Origin of the sequence: Thermococcus gorgonarius, assembly GCF_002214385.1 — an archaeon.
GTDB lineage: Archaea > Methanobacteriota_B > Thermococci > Thermococcales > Thermococcaceae > Thermococcus > Thermococcus gorgonarius.
On sequence record NZ_CP014855.1, the window covers coordinates 1,509,340 to 1,529,102 of the forward strand.

General features: G+C 52.1%; 20 protein-coding genes and 1 tRNA gene. 9 read left to right on the forward strand and 12 right to left on the reverse strand.

Annotated elements, in window-relative coordinates:
- Nucleotides 1-60 precede the first annotated feature (60 nt).
- Together cobO and A3K92_RS08430 are read left to right on the forward strand one after the other, a co-directional pair.
- The gene (gene cobO / locus A3K92_RS08425; protein WP_088885831.1) at nucleotides 61-588 is read left to right on the forward strand and encodes a cob(I)yrinic acid a,c-diamide adenosyltransferase; all 528 of its coding nucleotides are present in this window, start codon (nucleotides 61-63) and stop codon (nucleotides 586-588) included.
- A 102-nt stretch (nucleotides 589-690) separates the two neighbouring features.
- A complete protein-coding gene (locus tag A3K92_RS08430) occupies nucleotides 691-945 on the forward strand; it encodes a UPF0147 family protein (RefSeq protein WP_088885832.1) in 255 nt (84 codons plus the stop codon).
- A gap of 16 nt (nucleotides 946-961) precedes the next feature.
- On the opposite strand, the gene A3K92_RS08435 is transcribed toward A3K92_RS08430, so the two are convergent.
- Nucleotides 962-1,522: an aldolase gene (locus A3K92_RS08435; RefSeq protein WP_088885833.1), complete on the reverse strand. Its 561-nt coding sequence runs from the start codon at nucleotides 1,520-1,522 to the stop codon at nucleotides 962-964.
- On the reverse strand, nucleotides 1,519-2,091 hold the full coding sequence (locus A3K92_RS08440; RefSeq protein WP_088885834.1) for a zinc ribbon domain-containing protein: 573 nt from the start codon (nucleotides 2,089-2,091) through the stop codon (nucleotides 1,519-1,521). Before A3K92_RS08440 ends, A3K92_RS08435 begins: the two co-directional genes overlap by 4 nt.
- 77 nt (nucleotides 2,092-2,168) lie before the next feature.
- On the opposite strand from A3K92_RS08440, the gene A3K92_RS08445 reads away from it, so the two are divergent.
- The 3 genes from A3K92_RS08445 (at nucleotide 2,169) to A3K92_RS08455 (ending at nucleotide 4,706) form a co-directional block, all read left to right on the forward strand.
- Nucleotides 2,169-2,246: transfer RNA gene (locus A3K92_RS08445), tRNA-Tyr, on the forward strand.
- Nucleotides 2,247-2,271: 25 nt separating this feature from the next.
- Complete coding sequence (locus tag A3K92_RS08450; RefSeq protein ID WP_088885835.1) at nucleotides 2,272-3,396, forward strand: transglutaminase-like domain-containing protein; 1,125 nt, start codon at nucleotides 2,272-2,274, stop codon at nucleotides 3,394-3,396.
- A 131-nt stretch (nucleotides 3,397-3,527) separates the two neighbouring features.
- The gene (locus tag A3K92_RS08455; RefSeq protein ID WP_335755190.1) at nucleotides 3,528-4,706 is read left to right on the forward strand and encodes a M20 family metallopeptidase; all 1,179 of its coding nucleotides are present in this window, start codon (nucleotides 3,528-3,530) and stop codon (nucleotides 4,704-4,706) included.
- Here the strand turns inward: A3K92_RS08455 and A3K92_RS08460 are convergent.
- Nucleotides 4,699-5,535: a radical SAM protein gene (locus A3K92_RS08460; RefSeq protein WP_088885837.1), complete on the reverse strand. Its 837-nt coding sequence runs from the start codon at nucleotides 5,533-5,535 to the stop codon at nucleotides 4,699-4,701. The genes A3K92_RS08455 and A3K92_RS08460 overlap by 8 nt on opposite strands.
- Nucleotides 5,536-5,624: 89 nt before the next feature.
- Nucleotides 5,625-9,743 (reverse strand): MMPL family transporter, encoded by a 4,119-nt coding sequence (locus A3K92_RS08465; RefSeq protein WP_088885838.1) that lies wholly within the window; start codon nucleotides 9,741-9,743, stop codon nucleotides 5,625-5,627.
- A 133-nt stretch (nucleotides 9,744-9,876) separates the two neighbouring features.
- On the opposite strand from A3K92_RS08465, the gene A3K92_RS08470 reads away from it, so the two are divergent.
- Nucleotides 9,877-10,374 carry a PadR family transcriptional regulator gene (locus A3K92_RS08470; protein WP_088885839.1) on the forward strand — a complete coding sequence of 166 codons (498 nt, stop codon included), beginning with the start codon at nucleotides 9,877-9,879 and terminating at the stop codon, nucleotides 10,372-10,374.
- Here A3K92_RS08470 and eno read toward each other — a convergent pair.
- Complete coding sequence (gene eno / locus A3K92_RS08475; protein WP_088885840.1) at nucleotides 10,355-11,647, reverse strand: phosphopyruvate hydratase; 1,293 nt, start codon at nucleotides 11,645-11,647, stop codon at nucleotides 10,355-10,357. The two genes, A3K92_RS08470 and eno, sit on opposite strands and share 20 nt — an antisense overlap.
- An 83-nt stretch (nucleotides 11,648-11,730) precedes the next feature.
- Between eno and A3K92_RS08480 the strand changes: the two genes are divergently transcribed.
- Entirely contained in the window at nucleotides 11,731-12,042 is a 312-nt protein-coding gene (locus A3K92_RS08480) for a hypothetical protein (RefSeq protein ID WP_335755191.1), read from the forward strand.
- 73 nt (nucleotides 12,043-12,115) lie between these two features.
- Entirely contained in the window at nucleotides 12,116-13,387 is a 1,272-nt protein-coding gene (locus A3K92_RS08485; RefSeq protein WP_088885841.1) for a CGP-CTERM-anchored Cys-rich protein, read from the forward strand.
- Here A3K92_RS08485 and A3K92_RS08490 read toward each other — a convergent pair whose 3' ends face one another.
- The 3 genes from A3K92_RS08490 to A3K92_RS08500 all read right to left on the reverse strand — a co-directional run bounded on the left by A3K92_RS08490 (nucleotide 13,388) and on the right by A3K92_RS08500 (nucleotide 14,531).
- Entirely contained in the window at nucleotides 13,388-13,654 is a 267-nt protein-coding gene (locus A3K92_RS08490; RefSeq protein ID WP_088885842.1) for a ubiquitin-like small modifier protein 1, read from the reverse strand. It abuts the gene before it with no gap.
- 105 nt (nucleotides 13,655-13,759) lie between these two features.
- Nucleotides 13,760-13,975: a TRAM domain-containing protein gene (locus tag A3K92_RS08495; RefSeq protein WP_088885843.1), complete on the reverse strand. Its 216-nt coding sequence runs from the start codon at nucleotides 13,973-13,975 to the stop codon at nucleotides 13,760-13,762.
- A 97-nt stretch (nucleotides 13,976-14,072) separates the two neighbouring features.
- Nucleotides 14,073-14,531 (reverse strand): hydrogenase maturation protease, encoded by a 459-nt coding sequence (locus A3K92_RS08500; protein WP_088885844.1) that lies wholly within the window; start codon nucleotides 14,529-14,531, stop codon nucleotides 14,073-14,075.
- A 111-nt stretch (nucleotides 14,532-14,642) separates the two neighbouring features.
- Between A3K92_RS08500 and A3K92_RS08505 the strand changes: the two genes are divergently transcribed.
- Entirely contained in the window at nucleotides 14,643-15,383 is a 741-nt protein-coding gene (locus tag A3K92_RS08505; protein ID WP_088885845.1) for a hypothetical protein, read from the forward strand.
- A 42-nt stretch (nucleotides 15,384-15,425) separates the two neighbouring features.
- Here the strand turns inward: A3K92_RS08505 and hydA are convergent, their stop codons facing one another.
- From hydA to hydB, 4 genes are read right to left on the reverse strand one after another with little or no spacing between them, the layout of a single operon-like run.
- Nucleotides 15,426-16,712: an NADPH-dependent hydrogenase/sulfhydrogenase 1 subunit alpha gene (hydA, locus tag A3K92_RS08510; protein ID WP_088886073.1), complete on the reverse strand. Its 1,287-nt coding sequence runs from the start codon at nucleotides 16,710-16,712 to the stop codon at nucleotides 15,426-15,428.
- Nucleotides 16,713-16,714: 2 nt separating this feature from the next.
- The gene (hydD, locus tag A3K92_RS08515) at nucleotides 16,715-17,518 is read right to left on the reverse strand and encodes an NADPH-dependent hydrogenase/sulfhydrogenase 1 subunit delta (RefSeq protein ID WP_394335174.1); all 804 of its coding nucleotides are present in this window, start codon (nucleotides 17,516-17,518) and stop codon (nucleotides 16,715-16,717) included.
- Nucleotides 17,519-17,522: 4 nt separating this feature from the next.
- Nucleotides 17,523-18,401, reverse strand: a complete 879-nt coding sequence (gene hydG, locus A3K92_RS08520) for an NADPH-dependent hydrogenase/sulfhydrogenase 1 subunit gamma (protein ID WP_088886074.1) — start codon at nucleotides 18,399-18,401, stop codon at nucleotides 17,523-17,525.
- A 2-nt stretch (nucleotides 18,402-18,403) separates the two neighbouring features.
- A complete protein-coding gene (gene hydB, locus A3K92_RS08525) occupies nucleotides 18,404-19,507 on the reverse strand; it encodes an NADPH-dependent hydrogenase/sulfhydrogenase 1 subunit beta (protein ID WP_088885847.1) in 1,104 nt (367 codons plus the stop codon).
- Nucleotides 19,508-19,763 lie beyond the last annotated feature (256 nt).

Here is a 19,763-nt window from a genome sequence, read left to right on the forward strand (position 1 = left end):
CGGCCCCTGACCGGCTAGAAACTACTAAAAACCTGGGATTGCATTTAAGGGGTACAGCATATGGGCTGGAAGGACAAACTCGGATTGGTTCACATATACACCGGAAACGGCAAGGGAAAGACAACGGCTGCCCTTGGTCTCGCCGTCAGAATGCTTGGTTCGGGGGGAAGGGTCTTCATAATACAGTTTATGAAGGCCCCTAATGTTTATGGTGAACAGAAAAAGATAGCCGAGTGCGGGGCAGTTATCGAATCCTTCGGTCTTCCAAAATTCGTCCACGGGAAGCCGGAGAAGGAAGATATAGAGGCCGCAAAAAAGGCACTGGAGCGCGCCAAAGAAATAGTTTCCAGCGGGGAATGGGATCTGGTAATCCTGGACGAGATATGCGTTGCCCTCGGTTTTGGAATGCTGGAATTGGAAGAGGTTAAAAAACTCATAGAGAATAAGGCAAAGAACACTGAAATCGTTCTCACCGGTCGTTACTGCCCGGAGGAGCTCTTTGAGCTTGCGGACTACGTAACTGAGATGAGAGAAATAAAGCATCCGTACCAGAGGGGGATTATGGCAAGGAAAGGGGTGGAGTTTTAATTCGGAGATTTCGACGATCAACCGAAAAGCTTTTTAGCTAAGAACGATTAAGATAAGCTGGGAAAGTTTTAGTAACAATTTTTTAAGAAAGGAGGTGAGATCATGAGTAGCGAGCTGATCCAGCAGATAGTTCAGGTTCTCAAGGAGCAAGTTGTTCAGGATACCGTTGTTCCCAGAAACATTAGAAGGGCCGCCGAGCAGGCAATAGAGGTTCTTCTGGATGAGAACAAGGATCCCTCGGTTAGAGCCGCCGATGCCATAGCCATTCTTGAAGAGATAAGCGAGGACCCGAACATGCCAATGCACACTAGGACAATTATCTGGGAAGTTCTCGGGGCACTTGAGCAGGTTAAGTGAGCTTTTTCTTTTTAGATTACAAACTATTTCGAGTCAGGTACCACAGTTTGGAGCTTTCCTCCACCAGTTCTGCCTTGTAAAAAGCTTCTCTAAGTGTTCTCCCAACGGTAACTACACCATGCCGCTCCATTAAAACAGCGTCCACCTCGCTAAGCCCTTCGGCAACGGATTTAGCCAGTTCAACGCTTCCTGCAGGCTTAAACGGGATCACCGGAATTCTGCGAAGATAAATTTCAGCTTCAGGAGTTATTATGGGGAGTTCTTTCTTTAGAATGGAAGACGCGGCTATCGCGTAAGGTGGATGAAGATGAACCACGGCACGTACTTCGGGTCGTTTCTTGTATACCTCCAGATGAAGCCTGTACTCACTCGATGGCCTAACGGGGCTCAGGACTTTTCCGTCCAGGGTAATGGAGGCTATCTGGCCGGCAGTCATATCATCCATGACCGATCCAGTGGATTTTATCAGGACCAAGCTTCCAGTCCTGACGCTGAGATTGCCGCCAAACGCTGCTGTCAGACCCCTCTCATGCGCTTTTCTTGAATACTTTATAAGCTGGAGCTTTAGACATCTCATTTTCTCACCACCTTTATTTCGTACCCGCAGTCGAGACAAACGGCCCGATCGTTCTTCCATCTCAGCTCTCCACCGCACACTGGACACGTGTCGAGCTTACCACTTTTGCTCCACCTCTCGTACGTCTCACCATCGATTACTAAAACCACTCCACCCTCTTCTTCATTCACTTCACCCAAAACGGGATTGCTGAGGAGTTCTCCCGTTTCAGCATCGATTATAACGGGCTCCAGACCGATGTTCCCTTCATACTCTATGTCGTTTGCCGGAAGAATCTCCAGAATGAGGGCGTTCAGTTTCCTATCGCGGTAGACAACGATCTCCAGAGCGTCACTGAGGTCGCCGCTTGAAGAGATAACGTCAATCACGAGACTCTCCCTGGGAATCAGCAGGGCAATTAAATCTCTGGACCGATAAACACCTATTCCACCCCTGAGACACAGCTCCTCCAGTCCGAGGTTTTTCAAGATATCCCCAACTTCATCACCGGAAGGCAACCTCAGGGTGGATAGCATTATCTTCATTATCTTTTCTGCGAGCGAAATCGCCAGTGCAACTGGCTCCATCATGATCCCCACCATCCCCACTCATCAGAAAAATTTATAAACCTCTCCCAGACACTAAAGGACGGGCTGAACTGTAGGGTCCCGCGGTAGCCTAGCCTGGGAGTGGCGGCGGACTGTAGATCCGCAGGTCCCCGGTTCAAATCCGGGCCGCGGGACCACCAGAATTCTTCTTGGTGGGACATAATGGGGTCACGCGTGTTAAAGGCCATTTCCCTGATTTTGATTGGACTGGTTGTTTTCGTTGGTCTGGATATAGCTTACAACGATGGACAGCTTTCAAGGAGATACCTTCCGCCTCAGATTTTCAATCTCTCCAAAGAAGCAGATGATGCAATAAGAGGGAAAATACTGGGCGAACTCACTGGAGACCCAATAGAAGAGGCACTGGAAAAACACCTCAACAACAGGAGCGAGATCCAAACCGTTGAATATCTAACAGATGAACTCAAAGGTTCCAATATACTCGAATCAGCGTGGAATATCCTTAGATGGGAAGATGAACACATATCTTATGACTTTTCCAGGCGTGAACCCCTAATGAGACCGATTCCACAAATCATCACGAGCGGGAGAGGTATCTGCGGGGACTACACTCTGTTAACCCTGGCTATTCTGATTCAAATGAACTACACCGAGCTCTATGCCATGGCCATAACGTTCAACGAGTCCGATGTGGGGCACCTAACGGCTGTCATTAAATACGGCGGAAAGTTTTTGGTCGTTGACCAGCACCCCCCGGTTATGGATCTGGGCTCATACTACTGGTACTGGAGTGTTTACAGATTGGAGTACCTAAACGAAAGTCCACAACACATTAAAACCGCAACACTCTACAGAATCACGGTAGAAAACAGCAAAAAGATAAAGGTCGAAAAAGCTGGAGAACTGGAAGCCGGCGACTTTCTGAAAGAAGACTATAGTATCAGAGACTTAGACCTTGAGAGGGTAAAGACCAAGCTTCTTTCTAGGTTCAAAAGAGATTATGGATTGATTGAGGATCCCGGCCTGCAAAAGTACGGGGAAAACGAGGCGGTTCCTCCACGTTATTCGCGTCTCTACGTGTTCAAGGCCACTTTTCCAGGATATGCAGAATTCTACTTTCCCGAAGGGGAAGACTGCTTTGTACAGGATCTCTACGAAAAGTTGAGAAATCATGAGAAACTGAAGGACATTCTCCCCAGCTCAAAGGCAATCTGGATAGATGTAACAGAAAGCAAGGGGTCCCTGGTTATAGGGCTATATACAGCAACTCGACTGGATATTTTCCAACTTTTGATCAAATCTTTGGGATTATTTAATTCCCAATAGTTTATTTACAAACTTTGCAAACCAATAATAGAACTTTTCCAAGATTTTCATAACATACCTGGATAATTCCTAAAACAAAACCATCTAAATCTAGAAAAATATTTAAACATTAAGTTCTAGATATGTATTTGGTGAAGAGCGTGGAGGAAGAGCTACTGAAAAAATTGGTTTCAATACCTTCTCATTTCGAGAGCACCAGTGACATTTCAAACTTCGTGGTATCTTTTCTTGAAGAGCACGGACTAAGTGTTGAGTACCAAGAGGTGGAAAGTTTTGGCAGCAATGTGGTATCCCGCATCCCTGGGAAAAGGCTCACAGTCATTCTCAACGGCCACATGGACACCGTTGGGATTTCCCATGGATGGACAAAAAACCCCTGGGGCGAGATTGAAGGAGATAAGTTCTACGGTCTCGGAAGCGCCGATATGAAAGGTGGACTGGCAGCCTTAATCTCCGCTTACATTGAGATATCAAAACTTCCCAGAAAAAAAAGACCCACTGTGATTTTCACGGCAGTGGTTGATGAAGAAGGCTATTCCAGGGGAACCTGGAAACTGATAGAGAGCGGACTGGCTAAGAACGCCGATGTAGTGTTTATAGCAGAACCGACAAACGAGAAAGTCATGCTCGGGGCAAGGGGACGCTTTGTGATAAACTTAAAAGCTAGAGGGAAAAAAGCCCACGCAGCACGCCCTGAAAAGGGAATAAACGCCATAGAACAACTTGGCATGCTCGTTTCAAACCTTCCAAAGATAAAGACCAAAAAACACAGATACCTGGGAACAGGTTCTTACTGTACCCTTCAGTTCACGGGGAAATCAGACGGTCTCAGCGTGCCTGATTACGCAGAAGCTATCGTAGACAGACACATCGTCATTGGTGAAGACTGGGAGAGGGTAGAGAACGAGATAGAGAGGCTTGTGAAAAAACTCGGCATAAAGGCAGAGATCGAAATCTCAAAGTTTCCACGGCCAACCCCCGAAATGTTGCCATACACGGTAAGAGAAAACAGCAGGTTCGTATCGCTAATGAAGGCTACCTACTACGTCCTCTTTGGGGAGGAACCTCAAATAACCTACGGACAAAGTGTTGGGGACTTCAATTACTTCGGAGCTTACCTCAGGGTGCCCACAATAGTGTTCGGGCCGAGAGGGGCAAACTGGCATTCAGCTGATGAATGGGTAAGCCTCTCCTCAGTGAGAAGGGTGAAAATGGTCTACACCGAATTGCTCCAGATCCTCGGAAGCAGAAAGAGGTTCAATGAGCTTTTGGAGATCAAAGAACGAAAAACAGAAAACGCTGTCACATAACGCAGCACTCATAGATTATCTCGACGTCTCTGATGCTTTTTGCCCACTCGATTATCTTTCTCGGCGGGTTCGTCAGCCTGTCTACCCCAACCAAAACCGCCCCCCTGTCAAAATCGAGCCTCCACCTTCCGAGTGGCCGCATGCAACCTATGCTTAGCTCACCCTTAAAGCACTCTCTGGCGTATTTCACGACCTTCAGGCTCTCCTCCACGCTCGGTTTTGGGACGTTCTCCATCTCGGTTCCCTTCGTCGGAATGAGCACGTCAAGGACGAGGACGTCTATCGGATAGCTCAGCAACAGGTCTATGGCTTTGTATTCCCAGTGGATTTTTCCAAAGTCCAGGCCGATGGTTATGTGGGGTGCAACCCTTATTCCGTTCTCCGTGAGCAGGTCGAGGATTCTGAGGTAGTCTTTCACGGTCTTGTCTATTTTGTAGACCCGCTTTATCACATTGTCGTCGCCGACGAAGTCGAGGGAAACAACATCAACCCAGCGGAGCCACTTCAAATCGTTCTCGTCTATAAAGCCGACGTGGGCGTTGAGCTTGAGGTTGGTTCTCCTCTTTATCTCCCGGATTTCATCGGCGTAGAAATCCAGCGGGACCTTCAGCCTTCCGTCCATCCCGCCGCTCAGCAAACAGCCGGCGTAACCCTTTCTGGAAAGGTCGAGGCAGTAATCCAAAAGCTCTCCCCGCTCCGGCTTTCTCATGCCCTCAAGGTAGTGTTTCCCACAGTGGGCGCAGTTTAAAGCGCAGGCGCTGCCGGTGACGGAGATAGATGGAAATTTGATGCCGGGGATGTAGATTTTGAGCTTTTTTCGTTCCGTCATCTGGAACACCGGTCGAGTTCCTCTTTTGGCATCTGGAGAAAAGTTGGGAAAAATATAATGGTTTTGGAACAAAAATGGGAAGAGGGAAGTCACTTCTTTTCTGCTTCCCCGCGGTTCTTGAACAGCGGCCACCAGGCCTTCTCGCTAAAGAGGCTCATGAAGGCCGGGCCAATGAGGTAGACCGCCATCGTCGCCGTCAGGAGTATTCCGGCCGCCAATGCGAAGCCCATCTCCCTCGTTCCCCACGTGCTGCTGAGCATCAGCGCACCGTAGGTGCTCGCGAGAACCACTGCCAAGCCTATGACGAGGATGTCCATCGTTCCGGCGGCAACTATCAGCGCCTCGTCTGGTTTCCTGCGCTCGAACTCGTCCCTTGCCTTCACGAGGTAGAAGCTGTTGTAGTCTATGCCGACTCCCATGAGCACGACGAAGACCATCAGCGGCAGGAACCACATGACCTCCTGCCCAAAGACCTTCTCGAAGAGCCACGTCGAGACCCAGATGCTCGTCATGACACCGAGGAATATTGTGATCATCGTGGAGGCCACTGCCGGCAGTCCCTTGAGGGTCGGTATGAGCGAGAGGAACATGAGCACTAAGGCCACTGGGATTATCCTGTGCCAGAAGATGTCGTTTATCCTGTCGGTTAGGTCCATTGAGAGCGCCGCGCCTCCTCCAACAAGGCCGGCCTTGATCCTCGGGTTCTTCTCGGCAACTTCCCTAACGTAAGTCCTTAATGCTTTCACGAGGTTCTTGGCCTCCTCGTCGGTCGGTCTGTACCTGCTCTCGACCTGAAGCAGTACCTTGTCACCCTTTGAGGAAATGAATCTGTCGCCGCCGAGGGCCTTCACCGCCGAGAGGGTTAAATTGCTGACTGGCTCTCCATAGGGCCTGGTCGGTGAATAGACGGCTTTAACACCACCCATCGTGGCTATGTGGGCGGTTATTTCGTCTATGAGCTTGAGGTCGTCGTCGCTAACGTTGCCGCTGAACTCGATTATCACGTAGTTGGGCGACATGAGCGACGCGCCGAGCTTCTCCTCGCTGAGCGTCATGAACTTGAGGGTATCGCTGTCCTCAGGCAGGAAGAGGCTCATATCGTGGGTTCCCTTGAAGGTCACGAAGGTGTAAGTTGCTGGAGCCGCTATGAGGAGCGCTATTATGAGGACCACCTTGGCGTGCTTGACCACCCACTCGGCAATCCTGCTCCTCTCGTGGACGTCCAAAGCGCTGGCGTGCCTGATGTGCCTCGGCCACCAGAACCAGCTCTTGTCGCCGATGAGGGCGGTTATTGCCGGGATGAACGTTAAGCTCGCGATGAGGACCGAAACGACCGCGAGCGGTGCTATTATGCCCATCTGCTGGAATATCGGGAACTCCCAGGCGAGGACGAATGAAGCGAAGGCTATGATGTCTGTGAAGGCGCTGGCCAAAACTGCATCCTTGGCCCTCCTCAGAGCCTCAGCGACGGCCTTCTCGTGATCGTAGCCCTCTGCAATGTACTCCCTGAAGCGGTGGACGTAGTATGTCGAGTAGTCTATACCGAGACCGAGGGCCGTCGTGATAGTCAGCATCTGCGCCCAGCTTCCGATGTCGATTATTCCTCCCCTCGCCAGGAGGTAGGCTATTCCCAGAGCGGTCAGGGCTGAGGTCGCAACTCCCGTAAACGGCAGGAAAGTCGCGAGGAGGGCCATTCCCATGAGTATGAAGAGAACCACGAGCGCCATTATCATGCTCGCCCTGGTGGTGACGCTGTTGTCCTTTCGGCCGTACTCTGTCATCTCATGCGCCTCAACTGGCGTTCCGCCGAGGGCGCCCTCAGCCTCCGGGAAGTACTTCCCTAACTCCTCAAGGGCTATCTTCTTGACAAGGGTGGCGTTTTCTGCCCTGTACCTGTAGATGTCCTCACTCGGCCCGGGCCTTCCGCGCGGGACGAAGGTTATGAGCATCGTAGTGTTGTCGTCGCTCTTGAGCATGCTCAGGTATGTTCCAGCCTTCTCCAGCACCGTCGGGAAGAGTTCCTCGGCTAACGGCTTGACGTCGTCCCTTGTCATTGCATTCGGCCTGTCCTTGAACTCGAAGGCTATATCAACGAGCTTCGAGGAGTCAAAGGCTATCTCGATGCCGTACGGGTTGTTCTTTGCGTAGGAATCTACGAACGACCTCACCGTCTCCTTGACGAGCTTTGCTATCTCCTCCTCGCTCATGGGGTAGTTCTTAACTATCGTCTCGGTCAGGTTGAGGAAAACTCCTCTGAACTCCTCGGGAACGCTGACGTTGGCGTTCTCCATCTGCTCCCTGGCCCCTTCGAGGAAGAGGTTCTCGGCCAGCTCCCTCGGGTCTGCGCCTTCGTAGAGTTCCTTCACAATCTCCGAAACGTTGAACTCCACATTTCCGCCCATGCCGGAGCTAAGCGCGGAAACGACCTCTATGGTAGCCTCTTCAAGCCTCTCACCGCTTATTATTCCCTGGGGGTCTTCGGTGGCGGTTTTAACGATTATATCGGCTATGGCTTCAGCGTTTGGAACGCCCGCCTTGGACAGCTGCTCACCTGTTCCGGCCTTGAGCATTTCAAGGGCGACCTTATCGAGAACCTCCGGGCTTCCGTTGCTCTCGTATAGCTCCTTCAACAGGTTCTCTTCAACGCTCAGGCCCATCTGGGCCGTTATGGCCTTGAGGACTGAGATTGTGGCTTCCTCAAGAGCAGCCGGGTCTTTTGAGAGAACTCCGGTGGCGTTCTCGTCGTAAGTCAGAACCGCATCGACAATGAGCGGGGCGAACTTGGAAGCCTCAGCTGGAAGGTTCTCCGCCATGCCAGAGAGGAGAATGCTTCTCTCAAGCTCCTTCGTCGGCCCGGTCTTTAAAAGCTCTTTCAGAACTTCTTTAGCGTTTGGAAGTCCCGAGAGCGGGTTGTTTGGGGCATTACCAATGAGCGAGAACGCAACCTCAACGGCAGCGTTCTCAACGGCCTCAGCACTTGGGTTTGGTCCGAGTGAAATCGCCGTCTCGACTATTCCGGAGAAGGTCTTTGCATCGATGGTTCCAAAGCCCTCAACCTCAACCGTCTGGCTGCTCTGGGCTATTATCTCAGGAAGGCTCTGAAGGGCCGACGTGGCTATCTCAGAGACAGCTTGGGTAAGCTCCTCCGGGCCCATGCCCTGGAGGGCATACTCGCTTCCGGCTTTTTCGTCGAAGGCCTTAACTCCAAAGTAGAAAGCTTTTCCGTAGGCCTCGACGAGGGGAACCTGTTCCGCCGGCGAGCCGGCTTTGACGATGCCCTCCGTAACGTTGGCGAGGAACGCGTCGGTTATAGCTTGAGTCCCCGCTCTGGCATAGACCGGATAAACCGAGTTGAAGACCGCGTAGACGAACTCCGGCGTTGTTCCGGTCTGGCTGGCTATGGCCTGCGCCTCGGCCTGGGTCAGGTTTCCTCTATCATAGGCTCCGCTCGCGAGTATGGCCTTGTGAACGGCTATCACTCCCATGTAGGTATTCCCGTAGGTCGCGTTCAGCGTGTAAAGTCCCTGGTTTAGCTCCGCCAGCGTGGAGTTGAGGGACTTGAGCATTTCCGCTGTTGAAGTGAGGTTTCTGTGAAGGACAAAGTAGGCCAAGTCGGTCTGATTGAGCGCGTCCCTGAGGAGAACCGTCTGGTTGTAAAGGTCAGTAACGTTCTGCTTCAGAGCTAAATAACCCTGCGCGGCACCGATGAGGCCGTTTTTGACCATCTCGGTGGTGTTGTCGAGCTGGTAAACCGCGGCGAGAAGCTGGCCAAAGCCCTCGTTCGTCTGGACCGCGGTTGTGTAGAGAAGTCCCGTAACGTTCGCTGTCATCCTGGTTATGTTCAGCGTGAGGTCGTACGTCATGTTCCATAGCTCATCGAGGGCATCGTAGTAAGAGGTCACGTTGTCGGCGTATTTGCCTTCAACACGCTCCTTGAAAGAATAGTAAGCTTCTCTCGCCCTCTCGTCGTTGACGCTTATGTTCGTGATGAGCAGGTACGTCAGGTTCTCGTTCCGTGCCTCTGAGAATTCCTCGGAGATTATGTCCTGAACCTTTATGGACTCTATGTTGTGGGACACCATTTGCTCCTCGCTGTAGTTGGTAACCTCGCTCAGCTTCGCCGCGAGGGGGGACATCAGGATTATCACGACTATCCACGCGAGGAGCACGAGCTTCGCGTGCTTGGCTATCCACTCGTTCCAGGCCATCGCGACACCCCCAAAGGTTTTTAAGTCATTGTCATGGATATGTTGATTGTAAATCTATCTGATTCAAATATGTTTGATTCAGACATATATGGGTCGGGCTGAACTTATAAGCCTTTTGCCCGGTGGTGAGAGAATGGCGGATTCAAACCTTGTGAGAAACCTCTACACAGTGCCCATGAAAAACATGATACTCCTTATCATCGGCTTAAAGGGGGAAGCCCACGGCTACGAGATTCTGAAAGAGATAGAGAAAATGACCTTCGGTAACTGGAAGCCGAGCCATGGCAATCTCTACACCATGCTCAACAAGCTGGCAGAGGAAGGGCTGGTAGAGCCGAGGGAAGAATACCGGGGGAAGAGGAGAATCGTTAAGTACGCGCTCACCGAGAATGGGTGGCTCTACCTGAGGGAAGCAAACGAACTCGCCCTGAAGTCCCTGTATCTGGCCGTTCAGTACCATGAGAGGCTTCGCGAGAAGCTCAGGAAGATGGGCTACGGGAAGGAGATAGCCGCCACAGCCATAGACAGCTACATAGAACTGTTGGATGGCATCATCAACATCCTAGAGGAGAAGAAAAGGGAGCTTAAAGAGCTGAAGAGGGAAAAAGAGCTCAGAGAAACGGGTTCCTGAACTTCCTACCCGGATAGACCGCTATTCCCTCAAGCTCCTCTTCTATCCTTATCAGCTGGTTGTACTTGGCGTTCCTGTCGCTCCTCGCTGGGGCACCGGTCTTTATCTGGCCGGCGTTGAGGGCAACTGCAAGGTCTGCTATTGTAGCGTCTTCAGTCTCACCGCTCCTGTGGGAGACAACGACGCCGTAGCCGGCCCTGAAGGCGGTGTAGGCGGCATCGATGGCCTCGCTGAGGGTTCCTATCTGGTTGACCTTGAGGAGGAGCGCGTTGGCGGCGCCCATCTCTATGCCCTTCCTTATCCTCTTCGGGTTGGTGACGAAGAGGTCGTCGCCGACGATCTGTATCTTATTTCCGAGCTCCCTCGTTATCATGGCGAAGCCTTCCCAGTCCTCCTCGTGGAACGGGTCCTCAATTGAGACTATCGGGTAGGTGCTGACCAGCTCCCTGTAGAGCTCCAAAAGCTCGCCCCTGTCGTACTCCTTTCCAGAGACGACGTACTTGCCCTTGTCAGGGTGGAAGAACTCGCTTGAAGCAGCGTCGAGGGCGAAGGCTATCTCGTCGCCGGGCTTGTAGCCGGCTTCTTCAATGGCCTCAATGAGAACTTCCAGCGGCTCGGTTACCTCCTTCATCGGCGGGGCAAAGCCGCCCTCGTCGCCGACGTTTATGGCGTTCTTACCGTAGCGCTCGGCGATGACCTTCTTGAGGACGTGGTATGTCTCGGAAACCCACCTTATTGCCTCCCTGAAGGAGTCGGCGCCGACGGGCATGATCATGAACTCCTGGAAGTCGAGCTCGTTGCCCGCATGAACGCCGCCGTTGATGACATTGCTCATAGGAACGGGCATGACGTAGGCGTTGGTTCCTCCGATGTACTGGTAGAGCGGAAGGCCCAGAGCGTTGGCGGCCGCCTTTGCAACGGCCAAGGAAACGCCGAGGATAGCGTTTGCACCGAGGTTGCTCTTGTTCTCGGTTCCGTCAAGCTCGAGCATTAGCATGTCGATGTCCCTCTGCCAGGTGACGTCCATTCCTATGATTTCGGGTGCGATTATCTTGTTGACGTTCTCAACGGCCCGCCTAACGCCCTTTCCGTGGTACCTCTTCCCGCCGTCGCGGAGCTCAAGGGCCTCATGGGTTCCGGTTGAAGCCCCACTCGGAACGGCCGCTCTGCCCATACTTATCGGCGTGTAGACCTCGACTTCAACGGTTGGGTTTCCTCTGCTGTCCAGTACCTCCCTCGCTATAACGTTCGTTATCTCAAACGGGTTCTCCATACCAATCACCTCGGGTGATATTGTTCGCGATTGTATAAAGGTTTCGGGATGAGCTTTTAAACCCATCTTGCCAACAATCTTCGATGCCAATGAACTGGAAGAAACAGCTCAGAGAGGAGGGTTTCCTTGAGTTCAAAGGCTTCAGGATAGAACTCACCCTGGACAACACGTTCATGGATCTCGACTACATTCCCAGGATAGCGGTCTTCTGGGAAGGGGATGGACACTGGCACGTTCTCAGAAATCCGATACCCAAGGGGAGAACACTAGAAGAAAACTGGGACAACGCGGTTGAAGTTCTTGAAAGGATTATCAGGGGAGAAGAAAAGCCCAACTTTGAGAACCCGGATGTAGAAAAAGCCTTCGCTGAAGCCATTAAGGCCCTCAAAAGCTGATCGCTTCAAATTCCTTTGAAGCAGTAGAGCACGTTATATACCCAAATGGCCTATATTAAGTAAGGTGTGGATCATGGGAAAACTTTACGGCGGCTTATTTGGAGTGATCCTGATGGCCCTGATGCTTGCTTCTCCACTTGTCCATGCCTGTTTTAACCCGAGCGATATGTATGCCGTTGAGGTTATTCTGAACAAGCCCGGGATAACTTACAATCCTCAGGCAAGTGTTCCAAGTGTTCTAACTGTGGGAAACCGAACTTTCCTCCTGAGAGTGTGGAATGATAGCGAAGGGATCCATATACGAGTGGAAATCCCAGAGAAGAGAGAGCTCGGAGCCTACTGGAGCTACTCGGGTGCGCTGGTCCTCACCAAAAACAACCTCAGCGAACTCACAAAGCTAGGCTGGATTGGAACGTCAGTTACCAAAAACGGTTCGAGTGTTAACGTCTTTAAAAAGGGCAACGTGACGCTCAAGATCATCTTCCCTGAGAAGGAGTGTAGTTCAGATTCGGACTGTGCCACTGGCGGCTGTTCGGGAGAGATATGCGCACCCAAAGAGGAGGTCGAGAAGATCGTCTCGCCGTGCGTCTACGCCCAATGGTACGAGTGCTTCAGGTTAACCAGCTGCGGCTGTGTGAACGGAACCTGCTCGTGGAAGCCGAACCCTGCCTTCGAGAAGTGCTTGAAGGAGCACGGAGTCGACCCCAGTAAGGTTATACGGGCTGGAACCGCGCGCGTTGAGGCAACGGGACCGAACCCAGAAGAGCTCGATAGGGCGTTGAGGGAGTTCTTCAGAACTGTGGGCATAAACTGCACGAGGTTCACGCTCATATCGGGCTCAAACGAAGGACCTGCGTACAGCCCGGAGGAAGTGAGCGCACCAGAGGTTCTGAAAGCCGCGCTCGAAGAGCTCCTGGAGGAAGGGATCATAGAGGGACTGAGCGAGAAAGATATCGAGGACATATCAAGAGTCGCGAACTGGGGAAAAGCCGGCTGGAACTCCCACATAGGCTGGTACGAGACCAAGAATGGAACCTACGCATGGATACCCTACGACGAGAGCAAGGATCCCCAGCTTGTAAGGTGCGGAGGAAGTCCCGGGGCAGAAAACGCCTCTACCGGCTGGGTGGGACCACCGGTTCAGAGCAATGGCTCTTCATCTGGTGGAGCAAGTCCTGGAACCGGCGTTCTCAATCCGGGTAGCGGAATCAACATGACACACGAAAACCAGGCGGCAGAGTCCTACGAACCGAAGACGAACGCCGGCGGATTAAGAACAATCTGTGGTCCGGCTTCTCTGATCGGGCTAAGCCTAATTTGGCCCATGGTGAGGAAAAAGAAGTGATCAGCCACCACTTACCGGCGGAAAGAGGGCCACGATATCACCATCTTTCAATATTTCGTCGAACCTCACGTAACGGCCGTTTCTGGAGACGTTGACATCGGCGAGATCATCGTCCTCGGCGAAGACCTCATTTTTGAGGACCGGATGCAGCTCCTTGAGCTTTTCAATGAGATCCCTGACAGTAGCCCCCTCCGGGAGTTCTACCTCTTCCTCACCCTTCCCAACCAGGGAGCGGTATCTGGCGAAGTATCTTACCGTGACCTTCATAATCCTCACCAAAACAGGGTCGTGAGATGCCTTAAAAAACGTTTTCAAAGAAGTTTAAAAAGAGTTTAGATGCCCTTAAAGGGCGTGAGAAGTGAGACCAAACCATCAGATAACTTGTGCAAATGCAAACTTCCTCTTAACTGAGTTGATAACGATATCAACTTCGTCTCCAACTTGAGTGTTCGGGACGAATATAACGAACCCCTTTATCTTGGCGATGCCATCACCGCCCTTTCCGAGGCTCTCGATCTTAACCCTGTATCTCTCCCCGACCTTAACGGGGGCTTCCTGTCCATATCCACCAAATCTATCTCCATACATATCCAACACCAACTCTTTCAACTTTCAGGGCTCCCTCGAAAGACTCCGAGAAGAGTCCCAATAGTGGGTTGGTCGGAGGGTATATAAAGGTTTGCATTCACTGACCCGGAGCAAAGGCTATTTTTTCGACAAGCTCTACGACCTTTGGAATCGCTCTCTCAACCTCATCGCTCAGCTCCATACCGAGGTCTATCTCCTTTGCAACAACGCCAATGAAGTGGATATCCACCTTTGCGAGCCTTTCATCGAGCGCCATCAGGAGCTTGAGCCCGTCTATCGCACCCATGAAGTGGGCGCTCCTTATCTCGGCCTTCAGCTTCTCGAATACCTCATCTCCCCGGAGGTGGATTATCTCGCCTGGCTTCAGCTTATCGCTCAAAATCGCGTCAATGATGATAATCCTATCTTCCCCGCCGTAGTGGCTTGCGAGCCTGAATATATCGGTCCCAACCTCGAGGACGTTGTAACCCTTCTCGAGCAGGATTCTGCCTGCCTTAAGCCCAACGCCGTCGTCCCTCATGAGTTCGTTTCCCAGGGCGAGGATTAGGGTTCTCATGCGTTCCCCTCACTAGCTTTTTAGAGAACGTTTATGAAGTTTGCCAAAATCTTTATATATACGAGCCGCAGTTGTTAAAGTAGTATAAACTTGGGGATGAGGTGTGTTCCAATGGTAAGGAAGATTGTCGCCCTGGTTCTCATTCTGACCGTTTTCTCGGCTGGATGTCTCGTGCAGATTGGGAGTAAGCCTTCAGCTTCACGAGGGTTCTCCGTCAACGTAACGGCGGCTCCCTTTAACGTTCCCGTCAACATAACGGCCGTTATGGTTAACGTCAGTGTCAACTTCGTAGGCTACCGCCACTTAACCGTCCACTACTCCTATCCCGTGATATTCATAAAGGTCGGAGGGTCTGTTTACAACGTCTCGACCTTCAGGCTCTCGAACGACGTTTACATGGTCCCCTCGTACTCGATTCCCGCTTACGAGCACAATGAATCCGGCGTGCCTCTTTCACTGACAGCGTTCCTGAACAACGGTTCAATAGTCCTCGTGGACATAGAGGTCTCTGGCGTTCCCAACGAAACTGTTGATATGGTCGTCAACTACGAGGTCGAGAAGAACGGAACTCATTACGTTGTGAGGCCCCTTGGCTGGTCTTTGGAGAAAATAACCCTCTGGGGCGAGGTGTTTAACCTTGCTATGGAGTTACACGAGCCCATTCAGATTGCCAACGCACCCGCGGTCAGGTTCGTAAACGGCACCTATATTGTTCCTTCCGTATGCAAGGTCAAGAATGGGAACACTGTTGTCAGCTATAAGTATTCGATTGGGGATGTTTACATAGTTGGGCCCGCAGGAAGGGGCTTCGTTGGCAAGGTTTACTTCCCGTGTGAGAAGATGAGTGAGTGATTTTCCTTTCTCTTTATAATTATCGTCAAAAAAGTTGAGAGGTCAAAGCCTCGCCACGTGCACCGAACAGGAGATGCACGGGTCGTAGGCCCTAACTACCATTTCCGTGAGGAGTTTGAGCTTCTCCGGGTCGTCGTTGTAGTGCTTCTCCGCCATCATCCTGACGTGTTGCTCCATCATTGCCAGGTTGAACGCTGTCGGCGTTATGATGTCCGCGTAGGAAACCCTTCCGTTCTCAACGTTGAGAGCATACACCAGCACTCCGCGCGGTGCTTCCGTCGTGGAAACGCCGAAGCCGTCCCTTATCTCGACCTCGTCCCTGGCCTTGATGGGCCACTTCGCCAGGGCCTCGTCTATGAGGTCTATCGCCCTCTCCGTGAAGTAGACGAGCTCGAGGGCTTGAGCTAAGTTGTTGGCGAATGGGTTGGTTGCTCTAAGCAGGTCTTTGTGGGCCTCGTAGAGCTCCTTAGCCTTCCCGTAGAGAAGCGAAGCGTTATTGACGAGGCGCGATATGGCTCCAACCATGAAGGGCTTTTCTCTATAGACGCTGTGCTTGGCGAAGCTGTGTTCAACCACGAACTCCTTTATGTGCTCCTTATACTCTTCACTCGGGAACTCGTTGCCGTCGCTCGCCTTGAGGTAGTCGCCGTAGATTCCATAAACATCATTTCTCGGCTTCACAGCTATGTGGGTTATCGGCCCCTCAACCTCCTCGTACTGCTCCAGCTTGGTGAAGAGCTCGAAGGTGTATTCAGCCTTCGGAAGGGCTTCCTTAAGGCGCTTCTTCATCGTCTCGAGGACGCTTTTGTCAGGAAGCTTTCCGAAACCGCCCATTATTGCGTTCTCTTGGTGGATTGCTCTGCTTCCTAGCTCGTCCATCATCCATGAGCCGAGGTTTTTGAGGTCGAGCGCTATGCTGATTTCTTTCTTGTATTCCTCAACCATGTGGAGCGGTCCTGAGTAGCCGAGATAGTCCGGGAGCACCAAGAGGTAGAGGTGCAGGGCGTGGCTCTCTATCATGTCTCCTATGTAGAGAACCTCCCTCAAAGCCTGTATCTCCTCGCGCGGGGTGAAGCCGACGGCCTTTTCCGCCGCTTCAACCGCGGTGAGCTTGTGGGCAACGGAACAGAAGGAGCATATCCTCGGGTAGATTGCAAGTGCCTCGTCGACCTTCTTGCCGAGGGATATCGCCTCGAAGAAGCGTGGCCCCTCTATGATGTTGAGCTTGACCTCCTTGACGCCGTCGTCGCCGACGACTATCTCAACTCCTCCTTTGCCTTCAACCCTCGCTATGTGGTCAATGGTGATTGGAAGGTAGACGTTCTTCATGCTCATTCTTTCACCTCCTGGAAGACCTTCTCAACCATTTCCTCGAGCTTCGGGTTGTGGGCGTTGAATATCTTCATGCGCTCAAGGATTTCCTCCTTGGTTAGACCTTTCTCCTTGAATACCCTCGCGAGGGAGTCGAACCAGGCAACGTCATAGCCTATCGCTCCCCTGCAACCTATACATGCTATTCCGTAGGCGGGACAGCGGGCGTTACAGCCAGCCCTCGTGAGCGGGCCGAGGCAGGGTTCTCCCTTCTCAAGGAGCACGCAGGAGTTCCCGTTCAGGCGGCACTCAAGGCAGACGGGATAGTCAATGTCCTCGGGCCACGAGCCTATTAGGAGGGTTCCGAGGGCGTAGATGAAGTCCTTTTTCTCCGGCGGACAGCCGTAGATTTTGTAATCGACCTTGATGTAGTTCTCCACTGGCTCGGCCATCTTCGGCTGGAACTTGACCTTTCCGTCACCGTAGACGGTCTTCCATAGCTCTTCAAGGTCTTTGTCTTTCTCCCAGCTCTGGACACCGCCCTGAGTGGCGCAGGCACCGACAGCAACGACTATCTTCGCGTTCTCGCGGATTTTCTTAACCAGTTCAATCTCCTCCTCCGTCGAAACGCTCCCCTCGATGAGGGCTATGTCAACGGGCTCGACTTCCTTGCTGTCCCTTTCGAGCATGTACCAGCAGACGATTTCGACGTTCGGGATGAGTTGAAGGAGCTCGTCCATCATGGCGAACTGGAGCTGACATCCGTAGCATGAGGTGAGGGCGTAAAACCCGATGCGAACTTTTCCGTTTCCTTCCATCTCCATCACCTCAGTCCAGCAGTCCCGGGGTCGATACTATGTCGAAGTACGTGAAGACCGGGCCGTCCTTGCAGATGTACTTCCAGCTGGTGCTCGTTCCGACGTTGCAGTGGCCGCATTTTCCTATTCCACACTTCATCTTCCTCTCAAGGGTTACGTAGATGTTCTCTGGCCTGTAACCGTAGTTGATGAGCGCCTCGAAGACAGACTTGTACATCCTCGGCGGGCCACATATGGCCACTGCCGTGTTCTTCGGGTTGGTGTTCGCCTCAGGAATGAAATTCTGAGGCCTTCCGTGTAGGCCGGGCCAGTCGGGATCGCGCGTAACGCTCTGGATTATCTTGACGTTCTCAGCTTCAGCTAAGTCTTTCATCGCCTCAAGCTCCTTGTAGAAGAGGAGGTCCTTCCCATAGCGGGCGGTGTTGATAAAGGTTATGTTGCCGTACTTCCAGCGGTTGTCCATTGCATAGAGGAAGACGCTCCTGAGCGGTGCCGTTCCGAGGCCAGCGGCTATGAGAAGCAGATCCATGCCCTCCCACTCATCAACGGGGAAGCCGTTTCCATAGGGACCGCGGACGAGGACTGTATCACCGGGCTTGAGCCTGTGTATTACTGTGGTAACCCTCCCGGCCCTTCTGATGCACAGCTCGAAGAAGCCCCTCCTCATCGCTGATGAACATATGCTTATCGGCACTTCTCCAACTCCGGGGATTGTAAGCTGGACGAACTGTCCAGGCCTGAAGGTCCAGTTTTCGGCGAGTTCGGGGTCTTCGAAGCGGAACAGGAAGAGCTTCTCTGTTTCGGTGAGCGGGTAAACCTTGAGCACCTTTACCCTGTGAAGGGTGTAAGGATTATCGTTGGGCATCATTATCTCCTTCGGGAGAACCATGCTCACAGCTCATCCCCCCTTATCTTAGTGGCGTAGGCGAATCCCTTCTTCGGAATCTCTTCGGTTATTTCAGGCGGACAGGACTTCTCCTCAAGCCCCATTATCGTGCGCAGGTTCCTGACAAAGCTTATGCCAGCCGGACAGAAGGCAGTACAGCGGCCACAGCCGACGCAGTAGCTTATACCCAGCTTCTCGTTGTAGGAATTCTTGCAGAGGTATCGGTTCCTGAAGCGGGCCTTCTTTGTCGGCCTGAAGTTGTGCCCGCCGGCGACAAGCCCATGGCTCCTGAACTGACAGGAGTCCCAGCGCCTCTCACGGTAGCCAGTGTTTCCGTCGAGGTTTACTATGTCCTGCACCTCGTAGCAACGGCAGGTTGGGCAGGTTGTGTTGCATATCCCGCACGCGAGGCAGATGTCAGCCTGCTCGTCCCACATGGGGTGCTCCATCTCGAGCTCAAGGAGATACCTGAGGTTGCTCCAGTCCTCGTGGTACTTGAAGGCATTACTCCTTTTGTTCTCGAAGTCGCGGAAGTTGCATATGTCCTCCGTCGTTACTTCCTCAAAGAGCTTGATGTTCTTGTCCACTATCCTGTGGCCGGTTGGTGTTCCAACGCGGACGAGCCATCCATCCGGAAGCTCGTGGAGGAAGAGGTCGAAGCCGTCGTCTGCAAAATCTGTCTCCCTGAGGTTGCAGAAGCAGTACTCATCGGGCATACAGCTTATTCCGATGATGATGCCCTTCTCCCTACGAGCCTTGTAATACTTGTCTGGGAGTTCGTCAAGGTAGATAGTGTCGAGAATCTTCAGCCCGTGAATGTCGCAGGCGTGGACTCCGAAGAGCACGAAGGGCTCGACGTCCTCAAGGACCTCTTTGTATTCGGCTTTCTTTATGTCGAACTCAAAGAGCTTCTCCCTCGGCTTGAAGAAGAACTTCTTCGGCGGCATTATCGTCCTGTTGTAGTGGAACTCGACATTCCTGACGTCGTCTATCTCCCTGAAGTCGTAGAACTTCTCTGAGATCTTAACCGGGGCATAGAGCTTACCCCAATCCTTGAGCCTTTCGAGGAAGGTGTAGGTGTTCTCGGCCGGAAGCTTAACGTACCTCAAACCAACCACCTCCTATGAACATAAGCGTACACGTGCACATTTCCGTTCCCTCAATAGAGACTCGGCTGAGGACTAAAAAAGCATTTTTAAACCCGAAAATTGTAAACCAAAGGTTGAAGATCGCATTTCCACGGAGAGAAGCGCGGACAAAACTTCTTAGGATACCCTAACTCACATAAACCTTTGGTTTACAACGGTCAGTTTCCTACCTTTTTTTGCCAAATTGAGCTTTGGAAAAGCGTTTTAAGTCGCGAGG